Annotated in this window: 12 protein-coding genes; 1 reads left to right on the forward strand and 11 read right to left on the reverse strand. The window is 43.7% G+C overall.

Annotated elements, in window-relative coordinates; all coding sequences use genetic code 11:
• Window positions 1-7: 7 nt before the first annotated feature.
• The 6 genes from PHEP_RS19310 to PHEP_RS19335 are packed head-to-tail and all read right to left on the reverse strand — an operon-like array spanning window position 8 to window position 12718.
• Window positions 8-1624 (reverse strand): glycoside hydrolase, encoded by a 1617-nt coding sequence (locus PHEP_RS19310; protein ID WP_015809672.1) that lies wholly within the window; start codon window positions 1622-1624, stop codon window positions 8-10.
• Window positions 1624-3216 carry a hypothetical protein gene (locus PHEP_RS19315; protein WP_202901281.1) on the reverse strand — a complete coding sequence of 531 codons (1593 nt, stop codon included), beginning with the start codon at window positions 3214-3216 and terminating at the stop codon, window positions 1624-1626. The genes PHEP_RS19310 and PHEP_RS19315 overlap by 1 nt, the downstream gene beginning before the upstream one ends.
• Window positions 3217-3246: 30 nt before the next feature.
• Window positions 3247-4953: a RagB/SusD family nutrient uptake outer membrane protein gene (locus PHEP_RS19320; protein ID WP_015809674.1), complete on the reverse strand. Its 1707-nt coding sequence runs from the start codon at window positions 4951-4953 to the stop codon at window positions 3247-3249.
• A gap of 21 nt (window positions 4954-4974) precedes the next feature.
• Window positions 4975-7788 carry a SusC/RagA family TonB-linked outer membrane protein gene (locus PHEP_RS19325; protein WP_015809675.1) on the reverse strand — a complete coding sequence of 938 codons (2814 nt, stop codon included), beginning with the start codon at window positions 7786-7788 and terminating at the stop codon, window positions 4975-4977.
• Window positions 7789-7825: 37 nt separating this feature from the next.
• Window positions 7826-9589 carry a RagB/SusD family nutrient uptake outer membrane protein gene (locus PHEP_RS19330; protein ID WP_015809676.1) on the reverse strand — a complete coding sequence of 588 codons (1764 nt, stop codon included), beginning with the start codon at window positions 9587-9589 and terminating at the stop codon, window positions 7826-7828.
• Between the two features lie 18 nt (window positions 9590-9607).
• Entirely contained in the window at window positions 9608-12718 is a 3111-nt protein-coding gene (locus PHEP_RS19335; protein ID WP_015809677.1) for a SusC/RagA family TonB-linked outer membrane protein, read from the reverse strand.
• Between the two features lie 501 nt (window positions 12719-13219).
• Between PHEP_RS19335 and PHEP_RS19345 the strand changes: the two genes are divergently transcribed.
• Window positions 13220-13933: a hypothetical protein gene (locus PHEP_RS19345; protein WP_015809678.1), complete on the forward strand. Its 714-nt coding sequence runs from the start codon at window positions 13220-13222 to the stop codon at window positions 13931-13933.
• A gap of 80 nt (window positions 13934-14013) precedes the next feature.
• Here the strand turns inward: PHEP_RS19345 and PHEP_RS19350 are convergent, their stop codons facing one another.
• From PHEP_RS19350 to PHEP_RS19370, 5 genes are all read right to left on the reverse strand, one after another.
• A complete protein-coding gene (locus PHEP_RS19350) occupies window positions 14014-14901 on the reverse strand; it encodes a PorP/SprF family type IX secretion system membrane protein (protein WP_015809679.1) in 888 nt (295 codons plus the stop codon).
• Window positions 14902-15522: 621 nt separating this feature from the next.
• On the reverse strand, window positions 15523-16554 hold the full coding sequence (locus tag PHEP_RS19355) for a GntR family transcriptional regulator (RefSeq protein ID WP_015809681.1): 1032 nt from the start codon (window positions 16552-16554) through the stop codon (window positions 15523-15525).
• 20 nt (window positions 16555-16574) lie between these two features.
• Window positions 16575-17978 carry an FGGY-family carbohydrate kinase gene (locus PHEP_RS19360; protein WP_015809682.1) on the reverse strand — a complete coding sequence of 468 codons (1404 nt, stop codon included), beginning with the start codon at window positions 17976-17978 and terminating at the stop codon, window positions 16575-16577.
• Window positions 17979-17981: 3 nt separating this feature from the next.
• Window positions 17982-19256: a sugar isomerase gene (locus tag PHEP_RS19365; protein WP_015809683.1), complete on the reverse strand. Its 1275-nt coding sequence runs from the start codon at window positions 19254-19256 to the stop codon at window positions 17982-17984.
• A gap of 11 nt (window positions 19257-19267) precedes the next feature.
• The gene (locus tag PHEP_RS19370; protein ID WP_015809684.1) at window positions 19268-21388 is read right to left on the reverse strand and encodes a bifunctional rhamnulose-1-phosphate aldolase/short-chain dehydrogenase; all 2121 of its coding nucleotides are present in this window, start codon (window positions 21386-21388) and stop codon (window positions 19268-19270) included.
• Between the last annotated feature and the right edge of the window lie 4 nt (window positions 21389-21392).

Below are 21392 nucleotides of genomic sequence, written 5' to 3' on the forward strand. Positions count from 1 at the left end.
TTCAGGCTCAATGGTAAGTGCCAACAAGTGTAACTACCGACCGGGGAACGATCTTTACTTTCTCTGCCGAAGCAGTTGTTTTTTTAAGGTTATTTTGTGCATCAGTAGTGTATACGTTCAGCAGGTTCCCTGCCAGTTTAAAGACAGTACCTGCGGCCCTAAGCTGAAATTCTTTTTCCTTTTGCTCCGGATTAACAATTACAACTACTATTTTTTTTGCGGTTTCATCTTTATAAGCAGAAACCATGAGAGAAGCTGCCCCTTCAACCGGACCGGCAATACCATCTGTCTTTACCCCGATACGCTTCATTCCCGGACGGATAAAACGGGAATAATTTCCCATCGCCCATAGTTGTTTGGACTCTAATACCTCACCATCATTTTTACATCCTGCGGCATTGATCATCCCCGAAGGGTCATTGATATACACGAGGGCATCACTGTAATTATAAGGACTGATGGACAGCCACCATTGCCAGGAAGTAACATTGGCAATGGTAAGGTCGTGATGGATCACCTTGGCTACATACAGCCCATAATCGATCCCGGTATTTCGCGGGCCGCCATTGTATTGGTTGCAGATGTTGCCAAGTATGCCGAATTCCGTTTGCCATACTTCCAGCAAGGGGTCTGTTTGTTTGGCCTTTGCAGCAACCTGCTCACGCACATGGATCAGGTTGTTATCCGGACATGTTGTAAAATAACTGTGTCCGGAAATAATACGCTTAACATTTGGACGATCAGCAATATAATGAGCAGAAGCGGGCGAAAAGAACTCACTGATCTGATCACCCCGGCCATCTGTATTCTTTCCATAAAGAAAATCCCATTGCCCGGCTTCCCCAATAACCACCTGCGTTCCTGGACTCTTTGAAGGAAGTTGAACAGAAAGCACCTTTACCAGGTCTGCTATTTCTGCATTCGTTGCCTGTGAACCTTCCTGACTGATCCTGTCCCTTCCCCAGAACCACTGCGGTTCATTTACGGGGCTTAAAAAGTCAAATTTAAAATGAGCAGAAACCGCAGACATGAATGCTGCATAAGCATTTGTCATACCGGCCTTTATATTCAGGTTCGGTGTATTGCTGTTGTTATAGGCCTTCCCATTCCCGCTCATAAAAGCAGGAGGAGTAAGCGAGAAACCCAGAGTATAAGCTACCCCCCGTTGTTTAGCCGCTTTCAGAAACCATTGCTGCCCGTTCTGTTTTTCCCAGTTATAAGTACCGTTTTCATTTAAAAAGCATTCTTCCCTGCGCCATTCATCAGGAATATTACTTTCCGCACCTTGTTCGTAACTACCCGATCCAATGTTAAACCGCCATAAAGACAGGCCTATACCTTTCGGCTTGCCATCTGAAGTCGTATCTGTACTGAATAAAAGATCAGCAATACGGTTCTTTTTCTGCAGATCGGACCACTTGCCCACATATTTTGCCGACCAGCAATCGGAGGCCCCAAAACTGTGAATGGTCTGCTTTTCTTCAGTTAAACTGATCCTGATGCTTTGAGGAGCACCAGGACCAGGATTTTTTATTATTTTCTTCTGGGCAAAGACTAAAGGATTAAATACGGACATCAAAATGATGAGCACAAAGGATGGCAAAGAAGCACGCATATATTCCATTAATTACCTGTTCTGATTAACCTTAACCGCTCTAATGCCATATCGTAAGTTGCTTTAAAAGTACCTGCAGTATTGTGCGAAAACCCGTAATTGGTACCTGCACTGATCAGTCCCACAGCACTCACGATATCTATCGGATCGCCATAATCGTCTTTCATATTTGCCCTGGCACTCAACAACCTGAACCAGCCATTGGTACTGTTAACGAATTCTTTAGGTGCCGTAAAATTCAGGTTAACGGAATTTCCGGTAGTTTTGAAAGTCCCGGTATACAGGAAGTTATGGTTGGCTTCTTTCATTAGTTTTGGGGAAGTGGCTACTTCGGCCCAGCCTGCTGTTCCATCTACAACACTACTAATTACAGCCAGGTAAGCATAAGGTTTATTGGCGGCCCAACCCGGATATTTAGTGGCATCCACAAAGGGCTTGGAGGGCGTAAAAGGAACAGCCGTTATTGAACGGGCAGTCATGTCTACGGTAATACGGTAATATCCTTTCTGTGTTACCGGTAATTTAAAGTTGGCTTCGGCCAAAACCGGGGTCACTTTACCTGTAGCAGTCGCACTGTTGCCCAATACATTGGTCCCATCCAGCGTATACAAAGCCGCCGCCTGGGTAGTAGCCGTAAAGGGTCTGTCATTTCCTAAAAAGGCAATAAAACGGATATTGTCACTGGCTTCATTGCGGTAGTAATAATCGACCACAAAACTATTGGCTCCTTGTTTTTTCATAGAAAGTAAGGTACCAATACCCCTTGCATTGCCGCCATTGTCATAGCCCTGATTGGTTACTTCGGCCATATTTTCTGCATCCGACAAATACAATCTATCCATATAACCAACGGTTATTACACCGCTTTTGATAGATTTATTTCCACTGGCATCAGTTGCTTTGATCAGGTATTGGTATTCTCCTACCTTACCTGCCGGTAAGGCAAATGTTTTGCTGTAAGCATAACTGTTTTGCTGGCCAGCAACAGGGCTGATCAGCTCTTCCTTGTTGACGAGTTCTCCGGAAGCGGTTTCTCCCCATACTTTTACTTCAATAGCAGCAATTCCAATTGCATCAGTTATGCCGGCCGCCACATCAATATTAATGGGATCGTTTGCCAAACCGTAAAATCTGGTTATAGTGGGTTTGGTAACAGTAATTACAGGGGGTAAAAGATCTGGTGTATAGCCAGGAATCTGGTTTTGTGCAGAAAGGTCCTCTACTTTTACCTTTGCTTTTGCAATTCCGCCTTTACTGTTGGTTATGGTCAGTTCAACGTTATGCTCAGTAACATTTACATCTTTTGAAACCACAAAGGTCTGGTTTACGGTATAGCTGGTTTTATTGTCGGCCGTCACTTCAGCGTCCAGCCCCCACTCGCCGTTTTTTAACTTCACCTTACTGATCCCATAGGCATCTTGCAGTGTGGCCTGAACCACCAGTTTATATTCAGGGCCTATCCATAGCAGCTGGGCTACAGCTTGTTTTACCTGCGGAACAGCTGTGGGTTCGGTTTCAGGAAACATTAAAGGTTTGCTGCAGGCAGCTATGCCAATCATTACCATGATCAGCGCTGTTAAATTATTAAATACTTTTTTCATGATCATTATATGATTAATCAATGATAAAACTTACCAGCCCGGATTTTGGACCAGACTTCCGTTACTTTTAAGCACCTCAACTTCGGGAATAGGGTATAAATACATACGTTCGCTAAATGTCCTGTCTTCCGCCTTAACCACCAGATAACTAAAACTTCCATTTGTATTTTTCGTGATCTTCATGGCCATTACCGGTCTATTCTCTGTTTGTGCAGCAATTTTCCATCTCCTGACATCAAAGAAACGGTGTTCTTCAAATGCAAGCTCAACCCGTCGTTCGTTTCTGATGCGTAAACGCATTTCATCAACTGAAAGACCGGGAGGAAGAGGTGGCATAGCAATACCCGTCCGGGCCCTGACCATATCTACGGCTTTTTTTGCCGACATGCTATAACCGGCCGTAACGTCGGGGCCATAAGCTTCATTCATCGCTTCGGCATAGTTTAACAGCACCTCTGCATACCGGAAAATCATCCAGGTATGCAAGCTGGTCGCCCCCTGGGCCAGGTTCAGGTTTTCGTCCACGTATTTGCGGATATAGTAACCGGTCGTAGTTGCCTTAAATTTACCAAGCCCATCCAAACCACCTACCCAGGCTTCCACCGGGCGTCCTTTAAAGGAAGTATTGCTGACCAGTATGCTAAGCCCTAAGCGTGGATCTCTGTTCGCATATGGATTGGCCGGATCATAACCTGACCCATTTTCAGTTATAGCAAGGCCCGTAGTTTTCATTTCATAAGCATCTACCAGATTCTGTGATGGAGAGGTGCTCCCTAACCCCCCCTGGTCATAGCCAATAGGGTAATTGTATTTTTCATAATCGTTTCTGTTATAACCCTGCTGTGCGAAAATGATCTCCGGGTTTCCATCAGCCCCATTCCCCAACCTAAACAATCCTCTATAGTCAGTATGCAAGCCATACTTATTCAGGGCAATTACATCGTGCGCTGCTTTTGCGGCCTTTTGCCATTTGGTAATATCATTGGATGCATTATTAAGCGGACTGGCAGCATATAGCAATACCCTTGCTTTCAATGCCATTGCCGCTCCTTTGGTTACCCTGCCACGCCACTTGTCGCCATCAAAACCTACCCAGCTCTCGTTCAGCAGGGGCACTACCGCATCACACTCATCGGAAATAAATTGAACACATTCCTCATAAGTTTTTCGCTTATAAGTATTCAGTTCATCAATATCCGTTACAGATTTTAGCAGAATAGGTACTCCCCCATAACGTTTAATAAGCTCAGCATAGTAATATGCCCGTAAAAAGCGGTTTTCGGCCCTTAACCATTCTAAATCCCGTACTCTGTATTTATAAAGGTCTTTATTGGTTACATTAATGGTATCTCTGTAGATCAGGTTTTTAAAATCTGCCGATTCTTCCAGAAAAAGATTTGCCCGCCTGATGCCCTGGTAAAACAGTCCCCATACATCTTCAGGATTAAATGTAGCATTCCAGGTGCCCGTATTAAACCGCTGAATACTTGAAATATTGTCTGCATGATCGGCTTCATCACAACCTGAGGCCAGCATGGCACCATTGATCCGGTTATAGCCAATGGTATTAAAAAGGAAGGCATAAGCCCCATATCCTGCCTGTGAAATGCGGTCATAGTTCACAAATACCTGATCGTCCTTAACATTAGTTGGAATTTCCCTGTCCAGGTAATCCTTACAGCCCATAAAGGTGGTTAGAATTGCCATCAACCCTAACATAAATCTTTTAAGTTTCATACGCTATCTTTATTTATCGGGTTAAAATTTGACACTTAAACCCGCAGTATATGTTTTAATATTAGGATAACCGGCACTCAGCGTTTCCGGATCAACATTCACATCCAGATCATCCCAGGTTAGCAGGTTTAAACCGCTAACAAATACCTTCACACTTTGCAAACGAAGTTTAGCGGTTACACTTTTGGGCAGGGTATAACCCAGTTCCACATTTCTTAACCTGAGGAAATTGGCACTCCGCACCCAAAAATCGGAAGTCCTGTAATTGTTTGCACTCACCTCGGTAGTCAACCGTGGAAAGGTAGCTGAATTCGGATTTTCCGGAGTCCAGTAACCTTCCGATGCCCATTTGATGATGTTGTTGTTATTTACAAAAGGCTGGAACATCGCTCCGCTTAACAACACGCTTCTGTGTGCTACCCCCTGAAAAAAGAAATCAAGATTGAAGCCCTTATAACCAATACCTGTATTAAAAGCATAAGTTATTTCAGGATAAATATGGCGCCCGACAGCGACCTCATCGTTCACATCAATGATCCCGTCGTTATTCTGGTCTTTATACTTAAGGTCTCCTGGCCTTACTACCGAGAAGGTTTGCTGCGGGCTGCTGATGATATCGCTTTCATTTTTAAAAAAACCAATCGCCTCAAGCCCAAAGAACTGACCTACCGGTCTGTTTAACCTGGAGCTATAGGCTTCTTTTCTGGGTATATCGTAATTGGCCTTAACCTTATTTCGCGCGAATGAAAATTGTCCGCCGATATAATAGTCAACCGCGCCAACCCGATCATTAAACATGGTAAAGAGCTCTGTACCATAACTCAACACCTTACCTTTGTTTTGGCGCATCCCATCGGCAATACCCGACATTGCAGGTGTGGCATTACCCATATCCACCAGGATATCCGATCGCATTTCCCGATAAATATCAGCTCCGAAGCTTAGTTTGCTGTTAAAGGCTTTTGCCTCTATTCCCAGGTTATAGATCATCCCTTTCTCCCAGGTAATATCCGGATTGGCAGTACCCAGCTGAACCAGCGCATTGTAAAAACTGGTTCCTGTTCCAAAATAATATCCCTGCCCAGTCTGCGTGCCCCAGTATTGATTATAATTAAACCTTGGTGAGCCTTTATCATTGCCTACCAGTCCTGCAGAGGCCCTCAATTTCAGGTAATTGATTGCTGAGTTTTCTTTCCAGAAACCTTCTTTATGGATTAGCCATCCCCCAGACAGGGCAGGGAAAAACCCGAAACGCTTGCCCGGAGCGTAGTTTTCAATGCCACTATACGAAAAAGAGAATTCCGCAAAGTATTTATCTTTAAAGCCATAATTAAACCTGCCGGCAAGGTTTTGCATGGCAAAAGCCGACTGATTGCCCAGCACAGTATACTTATCCTGCTGGTACATCAGCATACCGCTAAGCTCACTGTTGTTAAATTTACGGTTGTAATCAAAGCCCGCCTGCAATATGACCCGGTTATTTTCGTAGTTAGGGTCTGTCCTTACAGTAAGGTCTGTATTAAGTCCGCGCTGTAAGTAATAAACATAGGGTTCACCATCCGTATTGGTACCCACAATCGGTTCCGCATAAGCATAATCCCTTGTTTTATCGTACCTGTTATTAAACTCATTGTCGAACAACAAGGAACCGAACACACTTAGGCCCCTTGTAAGCACATCCAGTTTCTGGTTTACCCTTACAGACGATTGGATATTGCGGTCATGCCGGGAAAAATAACCTTTCTCTAAAAGGTAGCCAACCGGGTTTATAGGGTAATTGGCACTACCTGTAATCTGTCCGTCCGGACTTCTTACTGAATATAAATTGGGTGCATAACTCGCCATACTCTTCCATAGATCCTCTGTAGATATGGTCGGGAACATCCTGTCCTGTATATTCCCCCCTAAACCAATCGCGGCAGATAAATTTTTAGTGATGTTCAAATCAATATTTCCCCTGAAATTGATGCGCTTAAAATTGATGTTGGAATTCGTTTCCTGATTGGTATTGGCATATAACCCCTCATTGGCCATATAACCTACCATCAAAAAATACTTTACCTTATCGTTACCGCCGTTAAATGTAAGTGCGTAATCCTGAAGGACTGCATTTTTCCGAAGGATCTCGCCATACCAGTTTACACTAGGGTATAAATAAGGATCTGTTCCTTCTTTATAACCGTTCAGCTGTTTTTCGGTATAGATGGGAGGGAGCCCGTCATTTGTCCTTGCTACGTTATGCAATCTGGCATAATCATAAGAGTTTGCAAATTCGGGCAGCAATACGGGCGACTGCAAGCCATAGCGGGCGTTAAAAGAAATATTGATCTTATCACTTACTTTTCCCCGCTTTGTAGTCACCAAAAGCGCTCCGTTACCACCCCTTACACCATACATAGCCAATGCTGCAGCATCTTTTAGAACGGTAACACTTTCAATTTCGTCTACAGCTATATAACTTAAGCTATTGATCTGAATGCCATCAACCAGTACCAGATAACCATTGTTGGCAGTTGTATGCATGCCACGGATAGCAAAGCTTGGGTCATCAAATCCGGGTGCGCCACCATTGTTTAATATCGAGACCCCGGTGAGCCTGCCAATAAGTGAATTGGATAGTGATGCCGTATGTGTGGTACGCAATTCGTTACCACTTACACTGGCCATAGCCGAGGTAACCTGGTCTTTGTTTTGCCGGCCGTAGGCTACACTCACTTTTTCATTTATATTTTTTAATGAGTCAGAAAGCTTTGTACTGTCATTTACTTGCGCAATCACAGATAAAGGCAATGCTAACCCCATTAAAAGAAAAATCCTATTTAATTGAAAATTCATAATAATTGCGTTTTGTTTGAAAAATTAGGCAAAGAGACTACCATCCCGGGTTTTGAATTAAATAGCCCAAATCTATTTCTGTGCTGTTAAAAGGATATAAATACATCTTATCTTCCCATACCCGGTCTTCAAACTTTTCCAGTTTATAGGTTGGGGAAGTCCCTCCATACAATTTAAGGCTCCACATTCCACCCTTCATTACCCCTTCCTGTCCTGCAATTTTCCAGCGGCGGACATCAAAATACCGGTGCTCTTCAAAAGCAAGCTCTACTCCTCTTTCCCGGCGGATTTTCTGACGCATGTCATCCTGGCTGGTATAACTGATCCCAGGCATATTTACCCTGGCCCTGATTTCATTTAAAGCATTTGTGATTTCTGTTGAAGAACCATTCACTTCGTTAAGCGCTTCAGCATAGTTCAGATAAAACTCCGCCAGCCGGAAAGTAATCCATCTTGGAGCGGCAGAACCATTCGAAACCCCCTTTACGAATTTTCTTAAGAACCCAACGCCATTATACCTGTCCAGCTGCTTGGAACCCTGTTCATAAAAATGATATCTGGTACCTGAGCCCCTGGACCATTCTGTGCCTGACTGGAATACAGAAGCCTGAAAACGCGGATCAAGTTCACCCAGTTTTTGCTGATACTGTGCATAAGGATAAGCTGTTCCCGGAACCTCATTCCAGGTTTGATCTGTTCCATCAGCCTTTTGATAGAATTTGGCAAAATTAAAGGTGATGCCTACATTAACCGGATCAGAGCCCGTATAAACGATTGTACCAGGTGTCAAAAAACGTACAAAATAATTGTTGGTCTGCAAGCCCTGGATCCCTGCATCCAGAATGATCTCGCTCACATTCGGGTTGATAAAGATCTCTTCATAGCGGTCTATAGGATTTGTTTTTCCTTTATAAAGTTCAAGGCCCCACTTTTGGGCAGAATCCAGTACCATTTTACTGGCATTGGCCGCCAGCTGCCAGCGCTCAGCCTTATAGCCATCTGCATAGCCAATCATCGCCCTCAGTTTCGGATCGCTTACAGGTACATAAGTTTCGTTGGAATTGAAAAGCGGACTGGCCGCATACAACAGTACCCTTGCTTTTAAAGCATAGGCAGCGGCCCTGATGATCCGGCCCCTGTAATTGCTGGAATAGCTCACAGGCAAATCATTGGCAATATCATTACAGCTTTTAACAATAAAGTTGACCGTTTCTTCATAAGTGCTTCTTGGAATTCTTACGCCGGGAACATCTTCGGCTGAAGAAACCTTGAGTACTTTGTCAACAATCGGGATTCCGCCCAAACGCTGCATCAGGTCAAAATGCATCAGTGCACGTAAAAATATGGCCTCTGCTTTCATTGCCCGTTTTTCCTGATCCGAAAAAGGTGCTTTATCCACATTTTCTATAAAGATGTTTGCATTCCTGATACCCTTCCAGGGGTACTCGCTCCTGAATTCATAAAATTTTATATCATTTGGGCCCCAGTTCCCCTTATTCATGGCTTCTGCCCCGGTCAGATTGGCAAAAGCATCTGCCTCATCGGTAGCTGCAGCCACAATGGTATATGTAGCACCATAATGGTAGTAATTATTTTCACCGGAAGTCCAGTAATAAGGGAATTCATAAATAGAGGCAGTTCTGTAAACTGTCCATAGAAACTGCTCAGTTTTGTCGCGTGATGCAAAAACATCATTCAGTGTGACATCGCTGCTCACAGGTTTTTCCAGATACTTTTTACAGGAAGAAAGTATAGAGGAAAATAAGATCAGACCGCTTATAAAGCATAAATATCTTTTCATATCAATTGTTTTTTATGATTAAAATTGAAAATTGACCCCACAGTTAAATACCCTGTTAGGCGGCGTTACACGTCCCCATAACTCCCGGGCATCAGGGTCTTTGCTATATTTTAAATCAGTCCAGGTAATCAGGTTATTCCCGCTCACAAATACCCTCATAGAGCTTAGTCCTACCCTTTGCAAAGCTTTGGTAGCAAACCTGTAACCCAGCTCAATGTTTTTAAACCGGAAATAAGAGGCGTCCTGCACCCAAAAACTTGAAGGCTGATAATTGTGCTGTTTATCTGGTGAAAGTTCTACCCTTGGAAAGTCTATCTTGTCTCCATTGGCATAACGTTCAGGTGTCCAACGCTCCAGATGCCATTCCTGTGCGGCACTCCAGTCGGACACAAAAGGATAGGCTGCCGTATTGCTGAAACTTACCGAAACATGGTCTGTTCCCTGGAAAAGAACGGCCAGGTCAAAACCCTTCCAGGATACTCCTCCTGAAATACTATAGTTAATTTCAGGAGAACTGGAATAACCAATATTTCCCATATCATCTGTTGTGATCTTTCCATCCCCATTCAGGTCCTTATATTTCATATCACCCGGCTTCAGCCCCGTTCCCTCCCATTGGGATTTGGGCCTGTTCGGGTCATCAATTTCCGCCTGGGTATTGTAAAACCCTTCAAAAGTTAACCCGAAATACTGATCAATGGGCCTGCCTGTACGCTGTAACCACTCGTACACCCGGGTTGGTTCATCCTGGTAAATGATCTTGTTCCTGGCAAAAGAATATGCGCCCTTAAGCCAGTAATTTAACGACCCTACCTGATCCTTATAGCCCAGCTCCAGTTCATACCCATGGTTTTTTACTTTACCGATATTGGCGGCAGGCAATTCTGCAGATACCAGTTCCGGAACGGTAGACAGCGTCCAGAGAATATTGTCCCTTTTTTCTTCAAAATAATCACCAGTCAGAGACAAGCGGTCTGAAAAGAACCGTAGTTCAGCACCGATATTGTATTTTACTGCTGTTTCCCAGGTTACGTCCGGATTGCCCAATGCACCTTCGGTATAGACATTGTAAACTGCCATATTTGTACCCTGCTGACCAAAAACCACCTTTTGAAAACCACCGTTTCCGAGTGCATAAGGACCATCCAGATATAAATACCGCTTTCCGCCAATTTTGTCATTCCCTACTTCACCGTAAGACCCTCTGATCTTTAAAAAGGAAAGCCATTTATTTTTCCTGATGAAAGGTTCTTCAGTAGCCACCCAACCGAGCGAATAGGATGGAAAGAGCCCGAAACGTTTACCTTCGGGGAAATTCTCGGAACCATTATAGCCCATATTAAATTCTGCAAGGTAGCGGTTCTTGTAATCGTAGGTTACCCTCGATACAAAACCCAGATAACCGGTTGGTAATTTATAGGCCAGATCAGGAAAATAGGCCTTCTGCAAATTTGCCAGCAATAAACCCGACACATTATGACCTCCTTCGAATGACCTTTTATAATCTATGGCCAGTTCACCGTACATTTTCCTGAATTTATCCCTTCTGCTGTCATTTATCCCTTCAGACAAGCCATAATAAGGGCCTTCTTCTTTACTCTGATATAAAATATAGCCTCCGGGACTGGCGGTATTTTTCATAACCGTGTAGGCAGGAAAGTACTTACTCCGTACAGCCGTTTTCAGGTAGTAAGTATCATAGGCACCCATAGCCCGTACCGACAAGCCCCGGGTTATTCTGTCCAGCTTATAATTAATGGAAAGATTGGTATTTAAGGTATTAGCAAACATTTCTGTAATAAAACCACCGCCCGAACTTGTCAGGCCAGGTTGTCCCCATGGGTTAAAATGAGGTACACCCGAAGGCAGACCAATAACCCCTTCAATGTACTTTCCATCTACAAAAGCGGGGCTGGACATGGGTGAGGCATTTGCAGCCCTGTCAATAGCAGAATAGGCACCGCCATTTGGCGCTACATTATCCGTAATTTGTTCCCCGAGCTTTACCGACATGGACAAATCTTTCGTCAGGTCGAAATCAAAATTCATCCTGATGGTATAATTGTCGTATTTATGCTTGTATGGCAGTCCAAAATCCTGTTCGGGCTGGTTATAGGCCCCGCCCTGATTAAAGTAACCGAAGGAGGTAAAATACCTTAACTTTTCTGTTCCGCCAGAGATATTGGCATTATACCGCTGCTGAAACGATACAGGACTGATCAATTCTTTAATCCAGTCTTTACTTGGGTGAAATATCGGGTCTTCACCACTTTTATATAGCCTAAGGTCTTCCTCACTAAAAGTTGGTACTTTACCCATATTTGTCTCCGCCTCATTTCTTAACACAGCATAATCATAAGAATTGAGGTATTTTGGAAGTATAATGGGCTGTACAGCAGCCACATTTCCGGTAAAATTTACAACAGGTGTTCCTATCTTTCCCTGTTTGGTAGTAATGATGATTACCCCGTTTGCACCACGAACACCATAAACTGCTGTAGAAGAGGCATCTTTCAGTATGTTAATGGATTCTATCTCATTTGGGTCTATGTTGTTATAGGTTTCCCTTTCCACCCCATCCACCATAATCAAGGGGTCCCTACCCCCGGCATTCAGTGTGGCCATACCCCTGATCCTGATCTGGGCTTTATCGCTTCCAAATTCGCCGGAACTTTGAATGGCCTGTATGCCGCTGGATAAACCAATTAAGGCATTGCTAATTCCGGCAACAGGCGCCCTGACCAGGTCGGCACCGGATACAGAGGTGATTGCCCCAGTAGAGGTGATCTTTTTCTGTACCCCATAGCCCACAACAAGCACTTCATCCAGTTGCTGCTTGTCGGCCTCCATAGATTCAGTAATAAAAGTCCGCCCCTTTATGGAAACTTCCTTTGTGCTGAAACCAATAAATGAAAGGATCAGGACGTCTGTGCCTGATGCCTTGATTAAGAATTCCCCATTCGAATCGGTTACTGTAGCTACTTTGGAGTTTTTTACTTTTACACCTACTCCAGGTAAGGGTATACCCGCTTCAGTGATCTTTCCCCGGATATTTACAGTCTGCGCCAAGGCTTTTTGGAAAAGCAGAAGGGAGAATACCCATGTAAAAATGAGTATAGCTTTTTTCATATCTGTTTAATTGAGATTTGGTTTAAATATTTGGTTGTATTATTGGTTATACAATATTGTAGATATAAAGGCTCTGAAAAAATAGACCTTTTTAGGGAAATAATGGACAATTTTCTGCTAATACTTTTAAGTGATACCGTGCAGGGACACAACGCTATTGTCCTTCAGCAAAATTTCTTAGGGGCCGGTAACGTAATCTATGCAGCAAAATTATTGACAAGCCTCCAAAAACCATTTTTAAAACTATCATTTTAATACCAAGCTTAGTTTAACCTTTTCATTTAAAAATGGACAATATTACAATTATCAGCATTCAATATCACAATAAAATAAGCCCTAAAGAAACCCCTGTTTAAACATCAAATTTCATCCAGCAGTAAATCAACAACTTAGATAATAAGTATCCTGTAATGACATTTTACTGACACTATTAATTCTATTAAACCTACTTTTGCAGCCTTAAATATTATAATTAACAATTATTTAACATTTAACACATTTATGAAAAAATTATTATTATCATTAAGCATTGCTATTTTAGGTTTGACAGCTCAGGCACAAGACTTTAAACCAGTTAAGGGCGATGTAACCACAGAATTTGGTTTAACAGGTGGCATTAACACGACAAATTTCAATTTAAACGAAGGAGCAGGTTTATTGCGTTTCCGTTATTTTCAAAAAGATAATTTAGCCTACCGTTTAGGTTTTAATGTTGGCAGCCAGAACGTAACCAAAAATGCTTATGGTGTTGTTGGTACACCAAACGAAGGTAAAGAAGGATCTGCGACTACAAAAGCTACCCAATTCTTAATCAACTTAGGCGTTGAGAAACACTTTGCCGGTACAGAGCGCTTATCTCCTTATGTAGGTGGCGATATCCTTTTCGGAACCGGTACAACTAAAACTTCTTTTGAAAATGCTACAGGTTCTGCAAATGCACCTGTTTATGCAGATAATACCAGCAGTGAATCTAAAGGACCAGGTTATACTTCTATCGGTTTGCGTGGGGTAATCGGCGCTGATTATTATATCGCAAAACGTTTATACCTAGGTGTTGAAGCTGGATTCGGGTTCAATTATGAGTCAGCTGGTAAAGCTACCTCTACTACAACTGTAGGTGGCAACACTACTACAGTTAAAACCAAATCTGCTGGCAACAGCTTTGAGATCAACCCTAGCATCATCACTGGTGTTCGTGTAGGTTTTGCATTCTAATAATTACCGGTCTTTACCGGTTTATATAAAAAAACCTGTTCATGATTTGAACAGGTTTTTTTATGCTCCGGGGTTGAAGTTTACTTACTCAGGTTCAACCTCAGGTTCAGTTCAAAACTGCCATTGGTATAACTGCTCAAAGCTGAAGTCTGGGTGGTATAGGTGCCGCTGATCAGGTATTTCTTTCTGAAGTCCATGCCCAGGCCAAAAGTTGCATTTTCTGTACTGTGGTACATGGCCAGTAAAAACACCTGTTTGTTGGCAATGCCAAACTGTGCCCCTGCATCCCAGATGTTGTCAAAGCCCTGTACACCCCTGTAGGCTACTTTAGGTTCTACATCCATACCCTCTGCTCCTTCGCTGATCCCGATCTTGTAACTTGCTGCCGTATAAAAGGTAGCTACATCGGCCAGTTTGATCACATCCTTTTTCAATACACTTTTCAGGTTGGGCACAGAAGCCTGTATGTTCAGTTTACCGGAAGTATAGGCTACACCAAAATCTCCGTCCAGATAGGTTTTACGGTCGTTGTACTGCCCTACCATCGGGTCGCTGGGGTTGCCATAAATGTCTGCATTTTCCAGGCGCTGGCTCATGAAGCCCAGGGATACCCCAAAATGCAGCTGATGTTTGTTGTCGTTCAGTTTGAGGTGATAGGCATAACTGCCCACTACCCTGGTCTGGCGCTGCAAACCTGCACTTTCATTGTTTACTGTAAGGCCCAGACCTACTTTGTTAAAACCATAATCGGCCGTCAGGTTTTGGGTCAATGGCGATCCGGGCACATTGCTCCAGAGCTTACGGTAAGTCCCGTTTAATTTTAAGCCCTGGTCTGCACCAGCAAAGGCAGGGTTGATCAGGTACTGGTTGGTATAGTACTGGGAAGATAAGGGGTTCAACTGCCCTTTTACGGTAGTACTGAGAGCGCTAATTGCAATCAGCACCAGTGTTTTATATAGTCTGTTCATTTGTTTTGTTTATCTGTGTTAGTCCTGTCTTACACTCGTAATAAAACCTTTGAATACCCTTGTTCTGTTAAACGAGAGCAGCGTTAATAATTTAAATTTCATGAGTCGCGGATTTAGAATTAAGAGATTTTTTGATACGTTTTTATTAAAATTATTTTCTAATGCTGACAAATATAATGACAACACCACTACTAAGAGTAAAAAATTAGCGATTATTTTTGTAACATTTCTACAATTAGAGGAATATTGAGGAAGAGACACCTCCTTATTTCCTAATCCTTATCTCACCTAGATACACGCTCGTACTTACATCTTCCCTTACAAATTAGTAGCTTAACAACCTGTTCATTGCAGTTTTATAACCTGCAAGTATTTGAAAGCTGATGTTGACCCAAACTAGGCCAGCACCTAACTGGACCAGGCAGGATAGACTTATACAGTTTATTTGAACAAGGCAAAAACCGCACTGACATGCAGGCCCTTTACACTTGCCTATGCCCTGCTTCTACATTTCTTCGGAAAAGGTACCTTTTCCGAAGAAAGGCCCCATCATCCACGAACAAAGGCCTAAGCAAGGATCAGCCAAAGCAGCGGGCAGGCCAAAATTTCTGAAAAAAATGTTTAAAGAGAAGCCCTGAGCGTTAAATGAAAAGGTACTTCCAGATGCGCTTTCGAATTGTCGAGGATCAATTTAGCAGTCATCTCTCCCATTTCCCTGAAATCCGTAGAGATGGTGGTTATTCCGTTTAAAATGATCTTTTTTAATGGGGTTTCGTTATAGGAGATCACCCCAACATCCCTTCCCAGCTTCAGTTTCAGGTTAATGATCCTTTCCACCAGTGTAACCAGGTCATCTTCCATCAGGTTAATGTAAACCTCTCCGGCACCTATTTCTTCTGTCAGGATCTGATTGATCACTTTAGAAGTAAATGCATATTGCTGGCAAAAACGATAAAAGCCTTTTAAGATCTCGACGGGGTAATAGCTGCGCTTAGGCATGATGATCTTAATGGTATGGTATTTACTTAACTGTTCCCTTGCCTGTTCCAGCGCATTGTAAATGTCATTTTCAAAGTTCTCATAAACCGCAGCATATTCGCCGCTTACCCCCGGCACCAGTTTGTCCAGCATTACCAGCTTTTCTTTTGGGATCAGGTTGATCACTTCGTGGACATGGTCATGTCCTTCCATAAAATGAGGGATGATCACATAATGTGAATATTCTTCTTTATTGTTGGAAAGCAGCTTTTTAAACAGGTTAAAATCGTTGTTGTAGATATAAAAATCTACAGCCACATGATCGCCCAAAGCCTTGATAAAAGCATCGTAGATAATCTTTTTATGGGCACTGAGTTTGTTGAACAGCAGGAATATCTTAAGTGTACGCCTAAAATCGGTACTGATGATGTAATAACCTTTACCTGGAACAGAACCCACTACGCCGATCTTTTTCAGGTATTTATACCCTTTTTCTGCGGTATCTCTGGAGATTTCCAGCTCGTAGCTCAGTTCGTTGATAGAGGGCAGCAGGTAATCTTTCTGAATTTTACCTGCTTCTATGGCACTGAGAATAGAATTGGTGAGCTGCAGGTATTTCGGGGTAGAGGAATACTCGTCAACGTGTATGTAATCAAAAAACTTCAACGGCTTCATCAGGTTAATATAGCAGTTATTTAGGATAAAACCTTCCCGCCGGCGTAATATTTTAGTTCAATGATGTCGTTAGGTAAGGCTTTTGCATTCCATGAATGGTGAATGGCCAGTGCTGCACCAACTGCCGTTGCCTGGGCCATATAGGCTGCAAACACTTCCAGATCAGGAAAAACAGCGGCCAGTAAGTTCATAAAGATGACGTTTTTACTAAAGCCCCCATCCACAAATATGCGTTTCACTGCGGTCCCATCCAGTACCCTCCTTGTAGAAATATATTGCTGGTTCACCAGGTCCAGGATCAGGCGGTGATAGGCCACAACATCTGAGGGATAATCGTTAAGGTCGCGCTGGGCGAAAGGTGATTCCTTTAAGCCTTTGGTCTCTTCTGCCCTAAATGGTGTAGCCTTATCTGATTGTTGTAAGGCCTCAACTATTTTAGGATCGTAAGTAACAGAACGGTAGGCAATGATATCTGTACCAAAATGGGCAGCAATCCTTTTTACCTGCTGTTCATGTTCATACCCTGCAAACAGCCGGGATGCTTTTACAGGTTTTCCTTCGTATTGTAAATAACAGAGACAGTCGTTCTCCAGTTCTTCTGTACTGAGCGGAATAGCATTAAAAGGATTTAAGCTGATGCACCAGGTTCCGGTAGAGAGGAGCACAAAGGGTTCATGGAAATTTACCAGGTAAGGGACCAGGGCAGCAGAACTGTCGTGAAAACCGGCACCAACGGCGTAATTGTTACCAGGGAACGCTGCCGGGATCACGCTGTCTGAGGGCACAATGGGTGCAAGTTTATCGATGATGCCTTCCTTACGTACCCAGTCGTGATAATCGTTTTTCGTAAAATCCCAGAGATTGGTATGGCAACCAATACTGGTCAGGTCAGAATACGCCTCGCCCGAGATCAGGTAGCTCAGGTACTGGGGCAAATGGAGTGCATACCTGATCTGCTTAAACAGCTCAGGCTTTTCATATTTGATCCGGTACAACTGCATTCCGGAATTTAAGCTGCCCAATACCGGAGAGGCAGTACGATTGGAAAACGCTGCCATACCACCATAAGTATTGTAAAACTGTTCTTTTAAATTTTCCGGGTATTCCTTAAGGTAATTGTACAAAGGGGCCAGTGGGTTTCCATTTTCATCGATATAGACAAAGCTTGCCCCATAAGTAGCAAAGTTGATTGATTTTACCTCAAAAGCCGGATTTCTGAATACTTCCCGTAAGGAGTCAAAAACAGATAACCTTAAGCTTTCCAGGTTCTCGCAGGGGTCACCATCTTCATCTACTGTTTCTGTAAACCTGGCCGATCTTTCGAAAACAATTTTATAATGTTCATCAAAGAGGAACAGTTTTTTATTGGTCTTCCCTACATCAAATACAGCTATTACAGGAGTTGCCTTCATCTTTAATCCCATCAATTATAATCCAGTTGCTACAGTTTTTAAACCACGGCTTTTTATCAGTTCTTGTCTTACCTTGCTATTTCTAAACAGCTCAAGCGGAGCCAGGGCTGCACCTGCACGCAAACGTGCTTCTGCTACCAAAGGTCGCAGATCGGTACGGAATGCCTGTTGTAATATTTCCTGGGCACGTACCACATCATTTTCTTCCTGGGCCTGCTGCAATGCTTTACGGTCTACTGACAGTGCCTGCGCATAGGCCAGCATAATGGCTTCAACCGATTGTAAAAGATCTTCTAAGGGGTCTTTAACATTATGTGAGGCATCGATCATCCAGCCCAGGTCTTTCCTGTGGTCCATACCACGTGCATCCATTCCTTCCACCAGTTCATTAAAGATCAGGAACAGCTGGTAAGGCTTCATGCTACCTGCCGTTAAGTCGTCATCGCCGTATTTGGAATCGTTGAAATGGAACCCACCCAGCTTTCCTTCCATCAGCAATAAAGAAACGATCTGCTCTATGTTGGCGTTTGGCAGGTGGTGACCAAGGTCGACCAGTGTAAAGGCTTTAGGGCCTAGTTTACTGGCGTACAATAAGGACTGCCCCCAATCGCCCACGGTAGTAGAATAGAAGTTGGGCTCAAAAGCCTTATATTCTACAAATACTTTCCAGTCGGCCGGCAAAGCTGCATAAATTTCCTGCAGGCTTTCCAATGTGTTCTGGAAGGCTTTCCTGAAGTTCAGCTGTCCGGGGAAACAGGAGCCATCTGCCAGCCATACCGTAAGTGCCTTAGAGCCCAGCTCCACACCCTGACGGATCACTTCAATGTTGTGTTCAATGGCCTGTTTTCTTACCGCCTTGTTTACATGCTGTAAGGAACCGAATTTATAGCTGTGCGCCTGGTTGGCCTGGTCCTGAAAGGTATTCGAGTTCATGGCATCAAAGCCCAGGCCATGCTGTGCTACCAAAGCTTTTATAGCCGGTACATTATCAGCCGTATCCCATGGAATGTGCAGGGATATGGTTCCGCTTGCTGCATTTAATTTATGCAGCAGGCCGATGTCTTCAATCTTTTCTTCGATGTTGCGGGGCTCACCACCCGAGGAGAAACGTCCGAAACGTGTACCCCCTGTGCCCAATGCCCAGCTGGGAATCCCGATCTGGAAGTCAATCAGTTTCTGTATGATCTCCTCTGCATTGGCAAGCTCATCTTTAACAAAGGTAAGTTTACGCTGATGTTTAGCCAACAGCTCATTGTTATGTGAATCTATCTGATAGTTCTCTAATATCATAATATTTGGTTTTAACGGACAAAGGCGTTGGCTACACCACCATCCACATTTAATACATTTCCGGTTGATTTATTGAGCAGGCCGCCTACAAAAGCGAAGCAGGCATTGGCTATATCGTCCGGTAAAATTATTTCATTCAGCAAGGTACGTTTTGCATAGTAAGCTGGCAACTCTGCCACGGTAATTCCGTAAGCTTTTGCCCGGCCTTCGGCCCAGCCACCAGCCCAGATATTGCTGTCGCTGATCACTGCATCAGGGTTAACCACGTTTACACGAATGCCATCTGCACCAAGTTCGGCAGCGTTTAACCTGCTTAAGTGCAGCTGAGCTGCTTTGGCACTGCCATAACCCGCATTGTTTGGCCCGCTTACCAATGCGTTTTTGCTTACAATGTTCAGGATATCACCACCGATATCCTGTTTTTTCATTACCGCTGCAGCAGCCTGGGTAATGAAAAACTGGCCTTTTACCAATACGTCATACAACAGGTCCCAATCCTTCTCGGTATGGTCTGCTATGGTTTTCGAAATAGAAAGGCCTGCATTGTTCACAATAATATCTACCCCGCCAAAAGCAAGCGCAGCAGCATCAAATGCAGCGTTAATGTCTTCAGCACTGGTTACATTCAGCAAGGCAGTGGCATAACTGTCTTTACCATATTTGTTTTTGAACTCTTCAGCAGCACCTTCCAGGCGTTCTGCGTTCATATCGTTCAGTACCACTACAGCACCTTCTTCTACAAACTTTTTAGCAATTGCTCTACCAATCCCGCCTGCGCTTCCGGTAATCAGGGCTATTTTTCCCGACAAGGCTTTCGGCTTAGGCATGCGCTGCAGCTTTGCTTCCTCCAGCAGCCAATATTCAATGTTAAACGCTTCCTGTCTCGGTAAAGAAGTGTATTCAGAAATGGCTTCGGCGCCTTTCATTACATTGATGGCGTTGGTGTAGAATTCTGCAGCCACCCTTGCCGTTTGTTTATCTTTTGAAAACGAGAACATCCCGATGCCCGGATATAAAATGATGACCGGGTTGGCATCACGTATGGCCGGGCTATTGGCATGTTTGCACGAATTGTAATATTCGGTATACATTTTACGGTAAGCCTCAAATTCAGGGGCCAGCCTTTCTTTCAGAGAGGACACATCACTCAGGTCTTCACTGGCATCCAGTTTCAATACCAGAGGGCTGATCTTAGTCCTCAGGAAATGGTCAGGACAGCTGGTACCCAAAGGGGCCAGACGGTCCAGGTCATTTGAATTGATAAATTCCAGTACCCTGGCATCATCGGTAAAGTGCCCGATCATGTTTCTTTCGCTCGAGCAGAACCCCCTTAAAACAGGGGCAATAGCTGCGGCCTGTTTTGCACGTTGTGTTTTTTCGGCACTTTCAATTTTCTGTCCGCCAAATACCGGACCTTTTTTACCATAATTTTCATCCAGGTATGCAGCACACCTTTCAATTACTTCAAGGGTATTCATATAGCTTTCGTAAGCTGTATCGCCCCAGGTAAATAAACCATGTGAACCTAACATAATGCCCCTGATGCCAGGGTTTTCGTCCAGGCATTTACGAAGCATCAGCCCCAGCTCAAAACCAGGTTTTTGCCATGGCACCCAGCCAATTGTTCCGTTAAACAATTCTTTGGTAATGCGTTCGCCATCTTTTGCAGCTGCAATAGCGATGGCTGCATCGGGATGCAGGTGATCAATATGTTTAAAAGGCAAAAAGCCATGTAAAGGGGTGTCAATAGAAGGCGCTTTACTGTCCAGATCGTAAATGCAATGGTTAAACAATTCCACCATTTCATCTTCGTATGCCAAACCCCGGTAAACATTTTTAAGGTTGCGCAGGCGGTCAACATATAAAGCGGCCAGGCCGCTTTTCTTTAAGGTACCCAAATCGCCGCCAGACCCTTTTACCCACATTACCTCTTTTTCTTCTCCGGTAAGCGGGTCTTTGGCCATGGCCTTGCAGGAGGTGTTACCTCCACCGTAATTGGTTAAGCGCAAATCTGCACCCAGTAAATTTGAACGGTAGATCAACAATGCTACTTCATCCCCGGCCATTTCAGCAGCCTTTGCATCATCCCACAAATAGCTTACATGTTTAAAATCGGTTGTTCGAGTACTCATAAAA

Origin of the sequence: Pedobacter heparinus DSM 2366 (assembly GCF_000023825.1) — a bacterium.
Taxonomy (GTDB): Bacteria; Bacteroidota; Bacteroidia; order Sphingobacteriales; family Sphingobacteriaceae; genus Pedobacter; species Pedobacter heparinus.